A 17,655-nucleotide genomic window follows, 5' to 3' on the forward strand; every position below is an offset into this window, starting at 1 on the left:
CGCCCGTCTCAACACACCTGATCGGCTCTGGAGGCCATCGCATGAAACCACCCGCCTCCGGGTTGCGGCGCTCGCGTCTGCGTCAGTTCTTTCGCGTGGCCCGGCGCTTCTGGACCGGGCGGAGCCGGGCGCACGCCTGGGGCCTCACCCTCGCGGTGCTGCTATTCGTCGCTGCCCAGCTCGGCGCCGCTGTCGGCGTCAATAGCTGGAATCGCCTGTTTTTCGACGCGCTGGAGAAGCGCGACCTCGACAAGGTCTGGACGGCAGTCGGCTGGCTGCCGTTGATCGTCGCGGCCTCGGCAGCATCGTTGTCCTGCCTGGTCATCAGCCGGATGCTGTTGCAGGTGCGCTGGCGCGAATGGCTGACGCATCGCCTCGCCGGCTGGTGGATCGCCGACCAGCGCTATTACCGAATGCAGTTCGTCGCGCGGGAGCAGAGCGCGCCCGAGTACCGCATCGCCGAGGATGTGCGCCTCGCCATCGAGCCCCTGGTCGAGTTTGCGATCGGGCTGCTCAGTGCTTTCGTCACGGGGGTGACCTTTGCCGCGATTCTCTGGCAGGTCGCCGGCTCGGCGCACTTCACGCTTGGCGGGTCCGAGATCGTGATACCCAGCTATATGGCGATCGCCGCCATCGGCTATGCGACGATCGCCTCGCTCGCGGCCTACTTTGCCGGGCGGCCGCTGGTGCCACGCATCGCCGCCAAGAACGAGGCCGAGGCGCAGTTCCGCGCCGAGATGACGCGGCTGCGCGAGAACGCCGAGAGCATCGCCCTGATCAAGGGCGACGCCGACGAGCGCGATTCCGTCGGCGAAAACTATGGCCGGGTCGTCGCCGCCTGGCTGAAGGTGATCCGGCAGCAAGGCGTCATCGCGATCGTGCTGAATACCAACGGCGCGCTGTTTCCGATCGTGCCGCTGCTGCTCATCGCACCGAAATACCTCTCGGGCGAGATCTCGCTCGGCGCGGTCATGCAGGTCGTCGCCGCCTTCAGCGCCGTGCAGGCGGCCTTGATCTGGTTCGTCGATAATTTCGTGCGATTGGCAGAGTGGTTCGCCTCGGTGACCCGCGTCGATGAGCTGGTGGAAGCGCTGGAGGCGCTCGATATCGGTACGATCATGGAAGGCGAGACGCAGATCGAGCTGGGCGAGAGCGAGGATGGAGGCATCCATATCGCCGATCTTTCGATCGCCCACAGCAATGGGCGGATCGTCATCGCCGACGCATCGGTGGTGATTGCCGCCGGCGAGAAGGTGCTGATCGCCGGCGAGAGCGGAACGGGTAAAAGCACCTTGATCCGGGCGATCGCGGGCCTCTGGCCCTGGGGCTCGGGCTCGATCAAGCTGCCACCGGGCAAGCGCATCGCCTTCGTGCCGCAGAAGCCCTATCTGCCGATGGGTATGCTGCGCGACGTGATGCTTTATCCGGAAGCTGAGAGCCGCGTCGACGACGAGGCGGTCAGGGATGCGCTGAGACGCTGCGGTCTCGCCTCGCTCGGCCGACGCCTCGACGAGGAGGAGCGTTGGGACCAGACCCTGTCGGGCGGCGAGCGCCAGCGCGTCGCCTTCGCGCGGTTGCTGATCCAGAAACCCGACATCATCATCATGGACGAAGCGACCTCGGCGCTCGACGAAGCCAGCCAGGACTCGCTGCTCGGGCTGATCGAGACCGAACTCTCCTATGCGACGATCATCAGTGTCGGGCATCGGCCCGGCCTCGAGGATTTCCACGAACGCAAGATCACTTTCGAGAAGCGCGAGGCTGGCGCGCACCTGACCTCGAAGCGCCTGACCAGGTCGCTCTGGCGGCTGTTCCGCCGCCGCGAGGCCGCCAACGACGAGCGGGCAGCCTGAAAAAGAATCGGGCTTGCTGCGAATTCCAGGCAGATCGGAACAAGTCCCCGCCGAACGGGTTGAGAAGCCGTACCGACTTTCAAAGCGATCACACGAACCGGGAGAGCGAAGATGACCACCGCCAGCCTTGCCCCCCTCAAGCGCGCTGCCACTTTCTTCGGCGGCATGGCGTTGGTCGTAACCGCGCTCACCATGGGCGCCTCGATCCAGAACGGCTTCGGCGAGAGCTCGGAAGCGGTCGCCCAGGCCAAAATCCAGCGTGGCGCTCCGACCGACGTCCAGTTTGCGGCGGTCAATCCGGCCGAAATGCGCCGTGACTTCGCGCACCGCGTGGTGCCGACCTCGCAGCGCGAGGCCAGCCTCAAGGGCAATACTATCCTGCGCTGATCCGAGCTTCTGGCGGAACCGATCCGCCGCTCGCGCGTAGTCAGGTGTGACCGATCAGCAAAGCCGCCGCGAGGCGGCTTTTTGCCGTGACCGCGAGATCAGCCCGGCTGGGGACGAACATGCATCTGCGCATTCGCCACGCGACGACCTATCGCTATGCCAACCCGGTCAGCTTCGGCCCGCACCGGCTGATGTTGCGCCCGCGCGATTCCTTCGATCTGCGCGTGATCGACACGGCGATCACGATCTCGCCACAGGCCAGCCTGCGCTGGATGCACGACGCCTATGGCAATCCGGTGGCCATGGCGACGTTCGCCGGCAGCTCCGACACGCTCGATGTCGTCAGCGAGCTCGTCGTCCAGCGCTTCGGCTCGGCCCTGCCGCGTAGCAGGGTGGAGCCCGACATCGAAAGTTCGGAGATAAGCTACACGACGGCCGAGCGCGCGGTGCTTCAGCCTTATCTCGATCTGGCCGCGGCCGATCCCAACGGTGCTCTCGAAGCCTGGCTGCAGGAGTTCAGGGCGCGGCTGAACGGGGGCCACCTGCTGCGGGCGCTGGCGCACGAGATCAGCACCGGTCTGACCTATTCGGTCCGCTATGATGAGGGCACCCAGCATCCGCTAGACACATTGCAGATGAAGACTGGCTCCTGCCGCGACTACGCCTGGTTGTTCATCGAGCTGGCGCGCCGGCTCGGCTTCGCCGCGCGTTTCGTCACCGGCTACATCCATGATCGGTCTCCGGAGGCCGGGGCTATGGCCTCCGTAGCCGGGCTGACTCATGCCTGGGCCGACGTCTTCATTCCCAATGACGGCTGGGTCGAGTTCGATCCGACCAACGACCTCGTCGCGGACCGGCAATTGCTACGCGTCGCGGTGGCACGGGTGCCGGAGGATGCCTCGCCGATCGCCGGCAGCTATGTCGGCCCGGCCGGGGCTTTCCTCGGTCTCAGCGTCGGGGTGGCGATCACGCCGGCGGAAGGATTGGGCTAGAGCATTTTTCGAGCGAAGCGGGCACCAGCTCGCGTGAAGAAAATGCGATAAAACAAGGTATGCTCTAGGCCTCGTCGCCCTTGCGCGGAACGCCGTGGCCGAGGCGCCAGACGCCGAGACTCCGACCTTGCGGGGGCTGATCTCGGTTGCCTCGATTTGCATCAGCAGCCCGGCGAACAGGCGCGGCGGCGTGCTTCGCGGAGCATCGCGATCGGTCGTGATCGCAATGTCGATGAGATCCTCCCCGACCTTCGTCACCGCAAGGTCTACGGAGATGCCGGGAGCGGCCCGCAGCGCGCGGGTGACGACATCGACGATCAGGAAGCCGAGCGGGATGATCCGGTCGATCGGCAGGGCCGCTTCCGTCTCGATCCGGCTCTCCAGCCGCTGCGTCCGGGCGAGGATCAGGCTTGAGATCATCGCGACGACATCGTCGAGGAAGAGGTCGATGCGAACAGGCTGCATCTCGCCGTCGGCGAGAGTAAAACGATAAGCCGCCGACAGCACGTGGACACGGCATTCGGCGTCCGAGAGCGCCATGCGCGCCTCGCCCTGATGATCGCGTTTGGTGAGGCCGATATAGCTCTGCACCACCTGCAGGCTGTTCTTGACCCGGTGGTGCAGCTCGCGGACCAGGAAGCGATTATCGTCGAGCGCCAGCCGAAGCCTGCTCTGACGGACCTCCTGCTCGTTCACCATCGCGTTGAACGCTTCGGCGACGCTGCGGATGTCGCGCGGCATCTCGTCGGAGAGCGCGACTCGAGCACCGGCCGAGCTGGATCTCGCCCGGGCAGTCGCTTCGATGCTGCGCAGCCAGCGTACGCAATGCTGGTCGATCGCCTTCATGTAGACCAGCCCGAGCAAAGCGAGGGTGAGCAATGGTGCCAGCAACAGGGTATAGAACTGGGTCGTGGCAGCTTGCTCGGCCTTGCCGTCGAAGCTGACGACGACGTAAAGGTCCGGCTCTGCGACCATCCGGGCGGCATAGGCCCGGCCCGGCCCGGCCAGGCTCGGGGCCGTCCATTGCGCCGTCTGGGCCGGCACCGTCTCAGCCTTCGGAAGCCAGGAGGCGTCGGCCTGCGCACCACCGCGCGCAACCACGACCTCGCCCCCCTTCGGACGAGCGCCGCCATCATGCCCGTGTCGCCGCCGCCCAGGTCGAAGACGTCGTCGAGCGGGTCCGGCTTGGTCAGCAGGAGGGCGTCTCCCTCGTCGAACTGCGTGTAGATGGCGAGATAGGAGCGGCCGGCGATCGCGACCTGGTCGTAGCGGGCCTTTGCGAATTCGGTGCCGCCCCAGAGCTTGATCGGCGGGTGGGTCGCGAGCTGGTTGGCGATCGCGATAATCTCGCCGTGGGCAATGCTGCTGCCGAGCCCGCCGAGGCAATCCGGCCGGCCGGACGCGCGCAGCAGCAGCGCCTCATAGCCCGAGACTGCGGCAATCGTTTTCTCGGCAATCCGGTCGCAAATATCCGAGGGCGGCGGCAAGGCCCGAATCGCCGTAGCACTGGCGACCAGCGAACGCAGCGCGCCACGATACCAGACGCGGGTGCGCACGGCGAAATCGTCCGCCGCCCGCGTTTGCGCCGTTTGGATCGCCTCGAAGACGGTCCGGTAGGTCGCGACCGCCGCCGCTGCCGTGAGGCAGGCTATCGGCAGGACGATTGCGACCATCAGTGCCAGCAGGCGGCCGCGGACCGTCCTGAACGCCGAGAGAGCCATCAGCTGCTGACGGTTTCGGGCCCGGCGCGCTGGACGGCTGCGGTGATCCGGTGATCGGGGCCAAGATCGTCGACGCCGCCGATGGACAAAAGCTCCGCCAGTTTGGCGCGCGCCCGGTTGACCCGACTCTTGATCGTGCCGATGGCGACGCCGCAGATCTCCGCCGTCTCCTCGTAGGAAAGCCCGGTGGCACCCACCATGATCAGCACCTCGCGCTGCTCCTCGGGCAGCTTGGCCAACGCCTTGCGGAAATCGGCGAGATCGAGATAGCTCTCCTGGTTGCCATGCGTGGCGAGCCGGTCGGCATAGGTGCCGTCGCTGTCCTGCACCTCGCGTCCGCGCTTGCGATAAAGCGAGTAATAGGTGTTACGCAGGATGGTGAAGAGCCAGGCTCGCAGGCTCGTACCGGGCTGGAATTTTTCGGCGTTGCCCCAGGCCTTGAGAAGCGTGTCCTGAACCAGATCATCGGCGAGCTGCATCGACCCTGACAACGACGCCGCGAAGGCGCGCAGGTTCGGGATTTCGGCAATCAGCCCGTCCTTGAAGTCAGCCGCGCTCATTGGCGCCCTCGCTGCTCAGTCGCTGTTCGGTCGCCTCGAGCTGGGCCAGCAGCGCGAGGAAGCGATCCGGGATCGGCGCGTTGACGAGGTCATCGTAATGAGCCTTGAGGGATCGGCCGATCGAGTCTTGCACCCTTGGGTCGAGCACCACGTCCTCATCTGCTTCGGCACGGGCCGCTTCGGGCGGGTCGACATTCATCAGATTCATGATCCCTCGCTCTATCGGCGCGACGACATTCCGTCGATCACGCCCTTCCACGCATCGCACGCTCGCTGACGCGCTGCGCGCGACTGTCCCGAAACGCACGTTCATTCGGCCAATAACGAGGCTGGATGCAAAAGGTTCCGTCGGGAACAAAAAATATTTTTCTTGTCATAACAGTGACTTGGGTGCTTTTCTCCAGCAACTTTGTCTGGAGCCGGATCCGATCAAGCTGGAACAGCCCGATCGGTGAATCCGTCTCTCACTTTTGGTTGAAGCCCGTTCCGATCAGCTTGGGTGCAAGCTGCTCGGGACGGGCTTCGGGGGATAGCATGATGTCGATCGCCACTGAAATCGCGCCGCACTTGCCTTATTTGCGCCGTTTCGCCCGGGCGCTGAGCGGCACCCAGGCGAGTGGCGACGCCTATGTCGTCGCCACGCTGGAAGCGCTGATCGCCGATCCCGGCACCTTTCCACGGGAGTTTGCTCCTCGAATCGGCCTTTACCGTCTGTTCCTGCAGATGTGGACGTCCGTTGGGCTCAACACGCAGGCCGGGGTGCCGGAATCCGAACGCTCGGCCGCAGAGCGCAATCTCGATGGGCTGACGCCGCGGTCGCGCCAGGCCTTCCTGCTGCGGACGGTCGAAGGGTTCCCGATCGAGGAGGTCGCCCAGATCATGAATGTCACGACAGGGGACGCTGCCGGCCTCGTGCAGTCCGCCGGCCAGGAGATTGCCGAGCAGGTTGCAACAGATGTGCTGATCATCGAGGACGAGCCGATCATCGCCCTCGACATCGAGACCATGGTCGAGGAGCTCGGCCACAAGGTCATCGGTGTCGCCAGGACTCATCGCGAAGCGATCGCGCTGGTTGCCAAGAAGCGGCCCGGCCTGGTGCTCGCAGACATCCAACTGGCGGATGGCAGTTCCGGCCTCGAGGCGGTCAACGAGATTCTCGAAGCGATCGAGGTGCCGGTGATCTTCATCACTGCCTATCCGGAGCGCTTGCTGACAGGGGATAGACCAGAGCCGGCCTTCCTGATCACCAAGCCGTTCCAGCCCGAAGCCGTGAAAGCCGCGATCAGCCAGGCGCTGTTCTTCGACCGCCGCGCCGGTCGCAAAGCCGCCTGACACTAACCCAGGTGACCGGGAACAAACCGGCCGTCCCTCGCGTTGCCCCGGCCCGGGCAATGCGAAGGAGATCGGTCATGTCCATGGCTCTGCTGGCGGCGTTGATCGTCGCAGCCTCTCTGACGGTTCTGTTCGCGGCCGTCGACTGACGGCATGCGCAAACGCTCGCTCGCCCGGCAAGGCTACGCAGCGGTGATCGCGGTAGCCGCGCTCGCCGCCATCGGCCCCGCCTCCGGCCGTGAATCCCGCCCGGCCACCACGCTTTTGCCCCCGCCGCGACCTGCTTCGTTGCCGGCCGTAGCGCCCATACCCGCCCCAGCGGCCCCGGCGCCGGCGGCCCCGGTCAATACCGAACCTGCCGCTGTTGTGGAGGGCAGCGCCTGCGTCCGGATGCTGGCGGGCGTGACCGGTAACCAGATTCGTTCCTCCATCCCGGCCGCAAAGCCGGAGGCGGAGGATTGCCGGGTGGTCGATCCGGTCGTGGTCGAAGCGCTTGCGGTCCGCACGTCCTCAGGGCCGGGACAGGTCAGGCTGCTCCCGCCACCGACGGTGAGCTGCGAGCTGGCGCGCGCGGTTTCGCTCTGGCTCGACACGAGCTTGCAGCCATTGACGCGCGGGGTATTCGGTCGCGAGCTGACGGCGCTTCGCGTTGGCGGTGGTCATGAATGCCGCCGGCGCAATCGCCAGGCGCAAGGTCAGCTGAGCGAGCATGCCACGGGGCGGGCGCTCGACATCTTCGCCTTCCAGATCGGCGACGAGAAGCAGGGTGGAACGGCGGTGTCAGTCGAGGAGCCGAACGGTCTGGAGCAGGTACGCTTCCTGGATGCGGTGCGCCAATCGGCCTGCGGCGCCTTCATGACCGTACTCGGTCCCGGCTCGGACGCAGCGCATGCCAATCACATACATGTCGATATTCAGCCGCGCCGTGCGGCATCCAGCCGCTTCTGCCAATGAGTTCGGCCCAGCCCTATGACACGATCGTGAAGATGCTGTCCGAGGCATCCGACTGCGCGGCTGTTGGCGGCGGGCATCTGCCGCTCGACCAGCTGTCGCGCCGGCACGCGAGCTCGGCGAGGGCCGAATCGTGGTCGAAGCCCTCGCGCAGAAGTTGTTCGAGCTCCCAGAATGGCGGAAGATCGCGCGCCAGGGTGGGCGTTGGAAATATCCACACTGGGTCGGCCCGTCCTTGCCTTGGCATGTGCGCGTCCACTGTTCTGTTCCCGTCAACGCAAGCACCGGATTGAGGTTCCGGATTATTTGGGAACTATGGAGCGATTGGGGCGCTTTGGTGCGGTTTCGAGACGCGGTACGGGTGGTCGAATCGGTTCCGGGCCAGCGGGCAGCGAGAATGCTTCCAAGACAGGGCGCAGGAGAGGTTGAATGAGAGATTTAATCGGGATGATCCTCCTGGTAGCCGGATCGAGCCTGTCTGCGCCTTCGGCCCTGGCTCAGAGTGGCGCGCCGGCCGGGCGCCTGACCTGTACGATCGGTGCAGGCCTTGCCCAGGCCGTCGCGACTCAGAAGCCGCTCGATTGCCGCTTTCGGCCGCGGCGCGGGCCCCTGCAAACCTATTCAGGTGTGATTCGCGGCTTCGCGCTGGATGCCAGGACGGTTGGGCGCAGCCTGCTCGCTTGGCGGGTCTACGGTCCCTATGCGCGTGCGCCGCTCGGTGTCCTCAACGGACCCTATGCGCGCAAGCAGGGCGAGGTCGCCCTGACCGGCAGCGTCGACAACGATGTCCGGCTGGTGCCTCGGAGCCTGCCCCTGCAGCGCGGCGCCAATGTCGCCCTCGGCGTCACCGCCTTCGAGCTCAATCTCGTCCGGTCGCCGCGCAAGCGCTGATGGTCGATGCTTACGCTTTCCTAACCATATCCCAGCAATTTGAATTGAATTTGAGGAGTTTAAAGGGGAGAATCCGGCCCAGAGTGGAACAAGGCTGATCGAGCAGGCGTTCATGAGGCTCACAAGCAAGTAAATCAGCTTGGGGGCGTATCGTGAAGTTAGAAGGTTATCTCGGGCTTATGGCCGGTATTCGGGTCCTCATTGTCGAGGACGACCCCTTCATCGCAATGGATATCGAAAGCGCCGTGAGCGAAGAGCTCGGTGACGATGCCGAGTTGATCGTGGTCGAATCGATATCGCAGGCGCGCCGCGCGGCCGATCTGCCGCTGTCATGCGCTTTGCTCGACATCGACGTCGTCGGCGGCAAGACCTTCGCCATCGCCGCCAGTCTGCGCGCCAAGGGAACGCCGCTGGTTTTCGTGTCAGGCTCGGCCCCGAGCGAGGTGCCGCCCGAGCTGCGTGATGTCCGCTTCGTGCGCAAGCCCTTCTCCGCCGACGAGCTTGGTCGCTTCGTCTCCAAGGTCGTGAACAAGGCCTGAGGCCGGCCGGCTACTCCGCAGCCTCTTCCTCGACCGGCTGCTCCCGTTTCGGGAAGGTGACGGCGACGCGCGTGCCGGGGCGAGCGGCGCCAAGGGCAAGTGGAGTAACCTCCATATTGCCTCGCATGCTACGCAGCAGACTGCTGATGACCGATTTGCCCAGCCCAGCCTTCTCCTGATTGTCCGACATTCCGATGCCGTCATCCTCAACGGACAGGACGAGGTCGTCCTCCGGAGTGCGACCGAGGCGGATCGTGATCTTGCCCGCGGCGCCGTCGGGAAAGGCGTGTTTGATCGCATTCGTCACCAGTTCGTTGATCACAACGACGAAGGAGACGGCGTCGCGACCCGGCAGGCGGATCGCGTCCATCGCCAGGTCGATCTCGATCGGCCGGCCTTCCGCTGCCTTGCCGATCTCGGCCAACAGGTCCTCCAGATAGGGCTGAGCCTCGATCTCGTCGGCCTCGATGTCGAGCCGCAGGCGGCGTTGGCCCGCCGCGATCGCCTGGATGCGAGACTGCGCCTGGGCGAGCGCCTGCTTGACGGCCGGCTCGCGCGTCTGCCGGCTCTGGACGTTGAGCAGCGCCGAGACCATCGCGAGATTGTTGCCGACGCGATGGTTCACGTCGCGCAGCAGCGCCTCGATGCGCAGCCGTTCGTTCTCGAGCTCGAGCGTTCGCTCGGCGACCTTCCGTTCCAGCTCGGCGTTCGAGCTGGAGAGCGAGACGGCTCGCCGATGCCGAACCCGCAACTGCAGCCAGGCTGCAAAGCACAGGCCGGCGAGAGCGACGAGGATGCCGACGCTGGCGAGGAGACGGCGGCGCGCCTCCTGGCGACTGCTGGCATTCAGGCGATGGTTCTCCTCCAGCTGGATCATGCCGACGATGTCGCGCAGATCCTGGGTGAGTCGGTTGCCCGTACCTTGCGTCACCAAGGTGACGGCGTCGCTGCGCTTGCCGGCGCGCATCAGCGCGATGGTCTCGGCCATCTCGGCAAGCTTGCGGATGGTGATGGTGCGCGCGTGCTGGATGCGCTCGGTCTGAGTCGGGCTGTAAGCAACGAGGCGCTCTATCGCGTCCAGGCTCGGCAGCAGTTCCACCCGCCGCTCGTTGTAAGGCTCGAGATAATGCTCGTCGCCGCTGAGCAGGAAGCCACGCTGCCCGGTTTCCGCGTCGAGCAGGTTGCTCAGAAACCGCTCGCTGCGCTCGCGCACGTCGATCGAACGCGCGACCAGCCGCGAGGCCTCGTCAGCCTGCATGTTGATCCAGGTGGCGATGAGAACTGCGGCTGTGACCACGGCGATCGCGATCGCCGCCGAGGATGCGGTGTAGAGGCGCGCACCGAGCAAGGGGAGTCCCGGTAACAGCCAGCGTTGACGGAGCTTCAGCTGGGCATTCATTAATGCCTTGAATAGACGCTGAAGACCGATCGCCAAAGGTAAAAAAGACAGGTCGCAGTGAAGCGGCCGCGATAAAGGCCGCCGCTTCAAGCCAGATACGCCTTATTTTTCAGAGTCATCGCCCTGTGCAAATTGCCGGCCCAGAATGAGCCCGAGCAGGACGACGCCGCCGACCAGCCCCGTGCGCCAGCCGAGCTTGCGGCTGCCGACGAGCGATGCGGCGAGCGGGGCGGCCGCGACGGCGGCGGCCAGGCGCCGATCCGGGCGCCGCCGGTTCTTCACATAAAGCGCGACCCCGACGGCGAGCAACGACGCGACGAGGAGACCGCCGGCGATCGACAGGCTGGCGGTGATCGCCCCGTAATGCAGCGTCAGCACCGTGTGCAGCGCATTGAGGGCGTACCCGACCGCAGCAGTGGCCAGCACGCCAGCGAGCAGATAGAGCACAACGACCGTGACGTTGCGGCGCACGACGCCGCCGATCTCGCGCGTGACCAGACCGGTCAGCCCCCCAGCATGGCCTTAGCGCGCCGAGAGGAAGCCGACGAACAGCCCGACCGCGGCCGCCAGGCCGAGCGCCCGCAAGGGCCGCTCGCGGATCTCGCGGATGATCAGCTCTTCCAGGTCTCCGGCCTGCTCGCGGGCGATCTCGACCATGCGGTCAGTGTCGACGCCGACAGCCTTAAGCTTGCTGCTGACGGTCGCGGCGAGGTCTTCGGCGCCGCGCGTCAGGCTGGCCTCGATTTCCTCGGCCTCGTTCTGCACGCGACGGCCGGCGCGGCGGGCACGCTCGGTCGTGTCGGAGGCGGCGTCGGCCACTTCGTCCTTGGCGCGTTTGACCGAGGCCGCGGCCTGTCGCTTCGCAGTGGTGCTGGTGGCGGCCATCAAACGGCTCCTTCGTAGTTGGAATGGTGACGATGCCATGCGCAATGGCATGGCGCAAAGCTCAACGCGCCAGTGCCGGAGCAGTTCCGGCAGCGGCCGAAGTGTCGGGCGCTGTCCCGCTTTCGGCTTGCTCGGCGTCCTGCTGCGCTTTTCGGTAGTTAGCGATCTCCTCACGGGCGAGGAGGCCGACCAGCAGGATCGGCGTTGAGAGCACCGCGCCGATCGGCCCCCACAGCCAGAGCCAGAAGATGAAGGAGATGAAGACCAGGAAGGGCGAAATCGTCAGGCGGCGGCCGACGAAGATCGGCGTAACCGCATTGCCCTCGATCAGGTGGACGATGAAATAGGCCACCGCCGGCCACGCCGCGACGAGCAGCGAGGACGGCGACAGCAGACCGGCGGCGAAGAACGCGACCGTGACCATGATCGGCCCGATGAAGGCGAGGTAGTTGAGGAAGAAGGCGAGCGCGCCCCAGAACACCGGATAGGGCAGGCCGGCGGCCCAGGCGATCGCCATCGAGATCAGGCCCATGCCGAGATTGATCAGCGTTACCAGGCCGAAATAGCGGGCGGTGCGGATCTCGATTTCCTCAAAGAAGGATCCTGCCGATCGACGTGCGCCGCGTCCGAAGCAGAGCCTGAGCACACGGGCCTTGAGATGGCGCCGCGTCGCCAGCCAGAAATAGACGGTCGCGACGAAGATCAGGAGGCCGCCGGCCGCGGTGGTCGATGAGACCGCGATGGATACAAGCGGATTGCCGTCGGAGACGCTGACCTTGGCGCCGTCGCTGGTGGAGAAATTCTCGGCGAACTTCTTGAAGTCCTCCATGAAGGCGAGAACGCCGACGAGCTTGAGCTTCAGCGCGATCACCATCTTCGGGAACTGATCGCTCCAGGCGGCGATCGGGACGGTCAGCGTGCCGATCAGCAGCAGCATCAGGAACGTCCCGAAGAGAACCACCAGCGCCGCGGCGAGGTGTTGCGGCATACCGCGCCGCACCATCGCGTCGACCGGGGGCCCGAGCACCAGGCCGAAGATCACGCCCGCGGTTATCGGCAGCGCGATGACCCGCGTCAGGTAGAGCGAGGCGGTGGCGAGGATGACGAAGATGCCGACGATCGCGTAACGGACGATGAGGTCATGGTCCTGGGGCGTGATCTCGCTGGACGAGGTCTCCTCGACCTCCGGCTCGGCCATGTAGCGTGGAAACGGCTTCCAGGCGGATGCGTTGAGCATGTCGGCGAATCCAGCGCGCAAATGGCGCCCCCGGCGCACTTCGCCTGCTCAACGCAGCTGCCGCGGCGAAGGTTCCGGGGTTCGAGCTGCTCTCAGTGCGCCTCGTCCCAGTTGTCGGCGGCGCGCGCATCGACGACGAGCGGCACCTTGAGCGCGACCGCCGGCTGCGGCGCCTCGACCATGACCTTGCGGATCACTGGCAGTGCCGCCTCGACCTCAGCCTCCGGCACCTCGAAGACGAGTTCGTCATGCACCTGCAGCAGCATGCGCGCATCGAGCTTGGCTTCCGCCAGCGCATCCTCCATCCGGATCATGGCGCGGCGGATGATGTCGGAGGCCGAGCCCTGGATTGGCGCGTTGATCGCCTGGCGCTCGACGAAGGCGCGCTCGGACGGGTTCTTCGAGGCGACCGCCGGGAAATGGCAGACGCGGCCGAAGATCGTCTTGACCGCGCCCTTGGCGCGCACCGTGGTGCGGGCCTGGTCCATATAGTCGCGGATGCCCGGGAAGCGTTCGAAGTACTTGCGGATATAGGCGCTGGCCTCCTCGCGGGATATGCCGAGCTGGTTGGCGAGGCCGAAGGCCGAGATGCCGTAGATGATGCCGAAATTGATCGCCTTGGCGCGCCGGCGCACCTCGCTCGGCATGCCCTCGACGGGGACGCCGAACATCTCGGACGCCGTCATCGCATGGATGTCGACGCTATCGGCGAAGGCCTGCCGGAGCTGCGGGATATCCGCGATATGGGCGAGGATGCGCAGCTCGATCTGGCTGTAGTCGGCCGAGATCAGCTTGTGGCCCTTTTCAGCGACGAAGGCGGTGCGGATCTTGCGGCCGGCCTCGGTGCGGATCGGGATGTTCTGCAGGTTGGGCTCGGAAGAGGAGAGCCGGCCGGTGGTGGTCGCAGCCAAGGCGTAAGACGTATGGACCCGGTGGGTCTGCGGATTCACGTAGCTCGGCAGCGAGTCGGTATAGGTCGATTTCAGCTTTGCGAGCTGGCGCCAGTCCAGGATGCGGGCCGGCAGCTCATGGCCCTGCTCGGCCAGGTCCTCGAGCACGCCCGCGCCGGTCGCCCATTGCCCGGTCGCGGTTTTCTGGGCGCCCGAAAGGCCCATCTTGCCGAACAGGATGTCGCCGAGCTGCTTGGGGCTGCCGATCGTGAACTTCTCGCCGGCGAGCGTGTGGATCTCGTCCTCGAGCCTTGCCAGCGACTGCGCGAACTCGCCCGAGAGACGCGACAGGATCTGGCGGTCGATGGCGATGCCGCGTTGTTCCATCTGGGCCAGGACGGCGATGAGCGGCCGCTCCAGCACCTCGTAGACGGCGGTCTTGCCCTCCGCCGCCAGCCGCGGCTTCAGCGCCCGCCAGAGCCGCAGCGTGACGTCGGCGTCCTCGGCGGCATAGGCGGTGGCCTTCTCGATATCGACCTTGTCGAAGCTGACCTGCGCCTTGCCGGTGCCGGCGACCTCGGCGAAGGTTATCGTCTTGTGGCCGAGATGCAGCTCGGAGAGCCGGTCCATGCCGTGGTTGTTCTTGCCGGCATCGAGCGCATAGGAGATCAGCATCGTGTCCTCGACCGGGGCCACGCGCATCCCGTGCCGCTCCAGCAGCGTCAGGTCGTATTTCAGGTTCTGGCCGATCTTCAGCACGCCGGGGTCGGCGAGCAGGGGCTTCAACGCCTCGACCGCATCGCTCAGCGGAATCTGGCCTTCCAGCATGCCGCCGCCGAACAGGTCGGTGGCGCCGCGATGCTGCAGCGGGATATAGCAGGCCTTGCCCGGCGCGACGCAGAGCGAAATACCGACAAGGTCGGCCTGCATCGCGTCGAGCGAGCTGGTCTCGGTGTCGAGCGCGACGAAACCCGCCTCATAGGCCCAGCCGATCCAGCGCGTCAGATCGGCCAGCGTCCGCACGCATTCGTAGGCCTCGCGGTCGACCTTGAGCTGGATCGCCTCGTCCTTGCGCGCCAGCGCCAGATCGGCCGGCCTCAGCCAGCCATCGCCGGCAGGCGCGGCGGCGCCATTGACTGCCGCGGGGCTCGCAGCCAAGGCGGTCGGGGCGGTTCCGGCGACGATTTCAGCTCCGTCTGCCCCGACATAGAGCGCTTTCAGCGCAGCGGCGCGAGCACCACCCGGGGCGAGGTCGGGATCGGCGTCGATCGCCGCGACATCGGCTTCATAGGCCTCGGCCGCGCGCTTGGTGATGGTGGTGAACTCCATCGCCTTGAGGAAGGCGATGAGTTTTGCCGGATCGGGCTGGTTCAGGGTCAGCTCGCCGACCGGCGTCTCGACCGGCACATCCTCGACGAGCGTCACCAGCTTGTGTGAGATGCGGATCTTCTCGATCACCTCGGGATTGGTCAGCGTCTCCCGGCGCTTGGGCTGCTTGATCTCGCCGGCGCGCTTCAAGAGCGTTTCGAGGTCGCCATATTCGCCGATCAGCTGCGCCGCCGTCTTGATGCCGATCCCGGGCGCACCCGGGACATTGTCTGTTGCGTCGCCGGCGAGCGCCTGGACATCGGTGACCTTGTCCGGCGTGACGCCGAAATACTCGACCACTTCGGGCTCGCCGATGCGCCGCTCCGGCCGGAAGCCGACGCCCTTCTTGGCGTCGCCCGAGGCCGGATCGTACATCGCGACGCCCGGACGCACGAGCTGCATCAAATCCTTGTCGGCCGAGACGATCAGCACGTCGGCGCCGGCCTCGCGCGCCTGGCGCGCATAGGTCGCGATCAGGTCGTCGGCCTCGTAGATGTCCTGCTCGACCGGGATCAGCCCAAAGGCGCGCACCGCATCGCGCATCAGCGGGAATTGCGGGATCAGATCCGGCGGCGGGTCGGAGCGGTTGCCCTTGTAGGCCGGGTAGATCTCCTTGCGGAAGGAGTTCTCGCTCTTGTCGAAGACGATGGCGAGATGGGTCGGCTTCACGCCGAGCACGCCTTCGCGCACGAACTGGAAGAGCTTGGTCGCGAACAATCGGACTGCGCCCGAAGGCAGTCCGTCCGAGCGGGCATTGTACTTCCGATCCTGATTGATCGACTGGAAATAGGCGCGGAAGATGAAATTCGAGCCATCGACCAGGAAGAGGTGGTCGCCGGGCTTGAGCTGGGAGGCCGGGTTCGTCATGGGCGGGACCATAGGGCGGCGGACCGGGATGGTCTATTGTGCAAGCAGGCCGGCTCGCAAGAAGCTGTCAGGAGGAAATGTGATGAATGCCTATGTCACCATGCCGCTTGCCTTCGAGGGGCTGCCCGAGGCGGAGATGAAGGCGCGTGCCGCCCAGTTCCTCGAGACGATGCGCAAGCGCCGCACCGTGCGCGATTATTCCGATAAGCCGGTGCCGCGCGAGGTGATCGAGGCCGCGGTCGCGACCGCCGGCACCGCGCCGTCGGGCGCCAACCAACAGCCCTGGACCTTCGTCTGCATCTCCGACCCGGAGATCAAAAAGAAGATCCGCGAGGGCGCCGAAGAAGAGGAGCGCGTCTTCTATGCCGGCCGGGCGGGCGAGGAATGGCTGGATGCGCTCGCCCATCTCGGCACCGACGAGCACAAGCCCTTTCTCGATACCGCGCCCTGGCTGATCGCGATCTTCGCCCAGCGCTGGGGCTATGACACCGAAGGCCGCAAGGTGAAGCACTATTACGTGCCGGAATCGGTCGGCATCGCCGCCGGCTTCCTGATCGCCTCGCTGCACCAGGCAGGTCTTGCGACGCTGACGCATACGCCGGCGCCGATGAATTTCCTCAACGAGCTCTGCGGCCGGCCGGACAACGAGAAGGCGCTGATCCTGCTGGTCGTCGGCTATCCCGTCGAGGGCTGCGTCGTCCCGGCGATCGGCAAGAAACCGCTGGAGGAGATCGCGAGCTTCCTCTGAGCCTTTTGTGAAAGGCGCGACGGGGAACCCCTCCCCCTTGTGGGGAGGGGCAGGGGGTGGGGGCGCAAAGTCGGAGCGGTTCTGCCGACAGCCGCACTGCTTCAGTCCTACTATCCTTCCGCTCGCCCAGTCGCCCGCCCCCCATCCCCAAACCCTTCCCCACAAGGGGGAAGGGAGGAGCTCAGGCGATCAGCGTTTCGTCGAAGAGGGCGGACTACACATCCCTCCCGCCCCACTTGAGCAATCGCGCTGGCCATGGCTGATGTAGCAATCTTGGCCGGCGGGAGATTCGTTCACGTCATGCAGACCAGTTCGCCGCCGATCCGCCGGGCCATGGTGCTCGCCGCCGGGCTCGGCAAGCGCATGCGCCCGGTCACCGACACCATGCCGAAGCCGCTGGTCGCGATCGCCGGCAAGACCATGCTCGACCATGCGCTCGACCGTCTGGCCGAGGCCGGGGTCGCGGACGCTGTGGTCAATGTCCATTATCTCGCCGAGCAGATCGAGGCGCGCGTCGCCGGGCGCACACGCCCGCAGATCACCATCTCCGACGAGCGCGACGTCCTGCTCGAAACCGGCGGCGGGGTGAAGAAGGCGCTGCCGCTGCTCGGCGCCGAGCCGTTCTTCCACGTCAATTCGGATTCGCTCTGGAGTGAGCGAGGGGCATCGAATCTCGCCGCCATGGCTGCCGCCTGGGATGCCGCGCGCATGGACATGCTGCTCCTGCTCGCCGAGCGTGAGAGCAGCGTCGGCTTCGACGGCGCCGGCGACTTCTTCCGCGACGAGGCCGGCCGGCTGAGGAGGCGCGGTGGGGTCGCGAGCGCGCCTCACATCTATGCCGGTGTCGCGATCATCAAGCCGGAGCTGTTCGCCGATACGCCTGATGGGCCGTTCTCGCTCAACCTGCTGTTCGACCGCTGCATCGCCGCGGGGACTCTTTTCGGGCATCTGCTCGACGGCCGCTGGCTGCATGTCGGCACGCCCGAGGCGATCCCGCTGGCGGAGCAGGCCTACGCCGCCCATCAGGGCAGCTGA

General features: G+C 66.0%; 17 protein-coding genes and 1 pseudogene. 9 read left to right on the forward strand and 9 right to left on the reverse strand.

The genetic code is table 11. The annotated features are described in order from the left end of the window. Nucleotides 1–41: 41 nt before the first annotated feature. From QO058_RS17155 to QO058_RS17165, 3 genes are all read left to right on the forward strand, one after another. Nucleotides 42–1,853 (forward strand): ABC transporter ATP-binding protein/permease, encoded by a 1,812-nt coding sequence (locus QO058_RS17155; RefSeq protein ID WP_284167496.1) that lies wholly within the window; start codon nt 42–44, stop codon nt 1,851–1,853. Nucleotides 1,854–1,964: 111 nt separating this feature from the next. Further along, the gene (locus tag QO058_RS17160) at nt 1,965–2,240 is read left to right on the forward strand and encodes a hypothetical protein (RefSeq protein WP_284167497.1); all 276 of its coding nucleotides are present in this window, start codon (nt 1,965–1,967) and stop codon (nt 2,238–2,240) included. A 119-nt stretch (nt 2,241–2,359) separates the two neighbouring features. Further along, nucleotides 2,360–3,232, forward strand: a complete 873-nt coding sequence (locus QO058_RS17165; RefSeq protein ID WP_284167498.1) for a transglutaminase family protein — start codon at nt 2,360–2,362, stop codon at nt 3,230–3,232. Between the two features lie 420 nt (nt 3,233–3,652). Here QO058_RS17165 and QO058_RS17170 read toward each other — a convergent pair. The 4 genes and pseudogenes from QO058_RS17170 to QO058_RS17185 all read right to left on the reverse strand — a co-directional run. Next, nucleotides 3,653–4,078, reverse strand: a pseudogene (locus tag QO058_RS17170) (histidine kinase dimerization/phosphoacceptor domain -containing protein); the annotation flags it as partial. Then, on the reverse strand, nt 4,075–4,953 hold the full coding sequence (locus QO058_RS17175; protein WP_284167499.1) for a hypothetical protein: 879 nt from the start codon (nt 4,951–4,953) through the stop codon (nt 4,075–4,077). The pseudogene QO058_RS17170 and the gene QO058_RS17175, both read right to left, overlap by 4 nt. Continuing rightward, entirely contained in the window at nt 4,953–5,513 is a 561-nt protein-coding gene (locus QO058_RS17180; protein WP_284167500.1) for a sigma-70 family RNA polymerase sigma factor, read from the reverse strand. Before QO058_RS17180 ends, QO058_RS17175 begins: the two co-directional genes overlap by 1 nt. Continuing rightward, nucleotides 5,500–5,826: a NepR family anti-sigma factor gene (locus QO058_RS17185; protein WP_284167501.1), complete on the reverse strand. Its 327-nt coding sequence runs from the start codon at nt 5,824–5,826 to the stop codon at nt 5,500–5,502. Before QO058_RS17185 ends, QO058_RS17180 begins: the two co-directional genes overlap by 14 nt. Before the next feature lie 224 nt (nt 5,827–6,050). Here QO058_RS17185 and QO058_RS17190 point away from each other — a divergent pair, with 224 nt between their 5' ends. The 4 genes from QO058_RS17190 to QO058_RS17205 all read left to right on the forward strand — a co-directional run bounded on the left by QO058_RS17190 (nt 6,051) and on the right by QO058_RS17205 (nt 9,226). Further along, nucleotides 6,051–6,845 (forward strand): response regulator, encoded by a 795-nt coding sequence (locus QO058_RS17190; protein WP_284172936.1) that lies wholly within the window; start codon nt 6,051–6,053, stop codon nt 6,843–6,845. A gap of 153 nt (nt 6,846–6,998) precedes the next feature. Next, a complete protein-coding gene (locus QO058_RS17195; RefSeq protein WP_284167502.1) occupies nt 6,999–7,799 on the forward strand; it encodes an extensin-like domain-containing protein in 801 nt (266 codons plus the stop codon). 426 nt (nt 7,800–8,225) lie between these two features. Continuing rightward, nucleotides 8,226–8,687 carry a DUF992 domain-containing protein gene (locus tag QO058_RS17200; RefSeq protein WP_284167503.1) on the forward strand — a complete coding sequence of 154 codons (462 nt, stop codon included), beginning with the start codon at nt 8,226–8,228 and terminating at the stop codon, nt 8,685–8,687. Nucleotides 8,688–8,839: 152 nt separating this feature from the next. Then, the gene (locus QO058_RS17205; RefSeq protein WP_284167504.1) at nt 8,840–9,226 is read left to right on the forward strand and encodes a response regulator; all 387 of its coding nucleotides are present in this window, start codon (nt 8,840–8,842) and stop codon (nt 9,224–9,226) included. Between the two features lie 10 nt (nt 9,227–9,236). Here the strand turns inward: QO058_RS17205 and QO058_RS17210 are convergent, their stop codons facing one another. The 5 genes from QO058_RS17210 to polA all read right to left on the reverse strand — a co-directional run bounded on the left by QO058_RS17210 (nt 9,237) and on the right by polA (nt 15,872). After that, nucleotides 9,237–10,715 carry a sensor histidine kinase gene (locus QO058_RS17210; protein ID WP_284167505.1) on the reverse strand — a complete coding sequence of 493 codons (1,479 nt, stop codon included), beginning with the start codon at nt 10,713–10,715 and terminating at the stop codon, nt 9,237–9,239. A gap of 12 nt (nt 10,716–10,727) precedes the next feature. Then, nucleotides 10,728–11,096 (reverse strand): hypothetical protein, encoded by a 369-nt coding sequence (locus QO058_RS17215; RefSeq protein ID WP_284167506.1) that lies wholly within the window; start codon nt 11,094–11,096, stop codon nt 10,728–10,730. Nucleotides 11,097–11,147: 51 nt separating this feature from the next. Beyond that, the gene (locus tag QO058_RS17220; protein ID WP_284167507.1) at nt 11,148–11,510 is read right to left on the reverse strand and encodes a DUF883 C-terminal domain-containing protein; all 363 of its coding nucleotides are present in this window, start codon (nt 11,508–11,510) and stop codon (nt 11,148–11,150) included. A 61-nt stretch (nt 11,511–11,571) separates the two neighbouring features. Then, a complete protein-coding gene (locus tag QO058_RS17225; RefSeq protein ID WP_284167508.1) occupies nt 11,572–12,747 on the reverse strand; it encodes an AI-2E family transporter in 1,176 nt (391 codons plus the stop codon). Between the two features lie 92 nt (nt 12,748–12,839). After that, nucleotides 12,840–15,872 (reverse strand): DNA polymerase I, encoded by a 3,033-nt coding sequence (gene polA / locus QO058_RS17230; RefSeq protein WP_284167509.1) that lies wholly within the window; start codon nt 15,870–15,872, stop codon nt 12,840–12,842. Nucleotides 15,873–15,954: 82 nt separating this feature from the next. On the opposite strand from polA, the gene QO058_RS17235 reads away from it, so the two are divergent. Next, nucleotides 15,955–16,620 (forward strand): nitroreductase family protein, encoded by a 666-nt coding sequence (locus QO058_RS17235; RefSeq protein WP_284167510.1) that lies wholly within the window; start codon nt 15,955–15,957, stop codon nt 16,618–16,620. Nucleotides 16,621–16,920: 300 nt separating this feature from the next. Then, complete coding sequence (locus QO058_RS17240) at nt 16,921–17,655, forward strand: nucleotidyltransferase family protein (protein WP_284167511.1); 735 nt, start codon at nt 16,921–16,923, stop codon at nt 17,653–17,655.

The organism is Bosea vestrisii (genome assembly GCF_030144325.1).
In the GTDB taxonomy this organism is placed as follows: Bacteria; Pseudomonadota; Alphaproteobacteria; order Rhizobiales; family Beijerinckiaceae; genus Allobosea; species Allobosea vestrisii_A.

What these genes read in the sequence shown, in the direction of transcription:
- QO058_RS17155 (WP_284167496.1), top strand. Translation starts at nt 42, where the DNA reads ATGAAACCACCCGCCTCCGGGTTGCGGCGCTCGCGTCTGCGTCAGTTC.
- QO058_RS17160 (WP_284167497.1), top strand. Translation starts at nt 1,965, where the DNA reads ATGACCACCGCCAGCCTTGCCCCCCTCAAGCGCGCTGCCACTTTCTTC.
- QO058_RS17165 (WP_284167498.1), top strand. Translation starts at nt 2,360, where the DNA reads ATGCATCTGCGCATTCGCCACGCGACGACCTATCGCTATGCCAACCCG.
- QO058_RS17175 (WP_284167499.1), bottom strand. Translation starts at nt 4,953, where the DNA reads ATGGCTCTCTCGGCGTTCAGGACGGTCCGCGGCCGCCTGCTGGCACTG.
- QO058_RS17180 (WP_284167500.1), bottom strand. Translation starts at nt 5,513, where the DNA reads ATGAGCGCGGCTGACTTCAAGGACGGGCTGATTGCCGAAATCCCGAAC.
- QO058_RS17185 (WP_284167501.1), bottom strand. Translation starts at nt 5,826, where the DNA reads ATGAACGTGCGTTTCGGGACAGTCGCGCGCAGCGCGTCAGCGAGCGTG.
- QO058_RS17190 (WP_284172936.1), top strand. Translation starts at nt 6,051, where the DNA reads ATGTCGATCGCCACTGAAATCGCGCCGCACTTGCCTTATTTGCGCCGT.
- QO058_RS17195 (WP_284167502.1), top strand. Translation starts at nt 6,999, where the DNA reads ATGCGCAAACGCTCGCTCGCCCGGCAAGGCTACGCAGCGGTGATCGCG.
- QO058_RS17200 (WP_284167503.1), top strand. Translation starts at nt 8,226, where the DNA reads ATGAGAGATTTAATCGGGATGATCCTCCTGGTAGCCGGATCGAGCCTG.
- QO058_RS17220 (WP_284167507.1), bottom strand. Translation starts at nt 11,510, where the DNA reads ATGGCCGCCACCAGCACCACTGCGAAGCGACAGGCCGCGGCCTCGGTC.
- QO058_RS17225 (WP_284167508.1), bottom strand. Translation starts at nt 12,747, where the DNA reads ATGCTCAACGCATCCGCCTGGAAGCCGTTTCCACGCTACATGGCCGAG.
- polA (WP_284167509.1), bottom strand. Translation starts at nt 15,872, where the DNA reads ATGACGAACCCGGCCTCCCAGCTCAAGCCCGGCGACCACCTCTTCCTG.
- QO058_RS17235 (WP_284167510.1), top strand. Translation starts at nt 15,955, where the DNA reads ATGAATGCCTATGTCACCATGCCGCTTGCCTTCGAGGGGCTGCCCGAG.
- QO058_RS17240 (WP_284167511.1), top strand. Translation starts at nt 16,921, where the DNA reads ATGCAGACCAGTTCGCCGCCGATCCGCCGGGCCATGGTGCTCGCCGCC.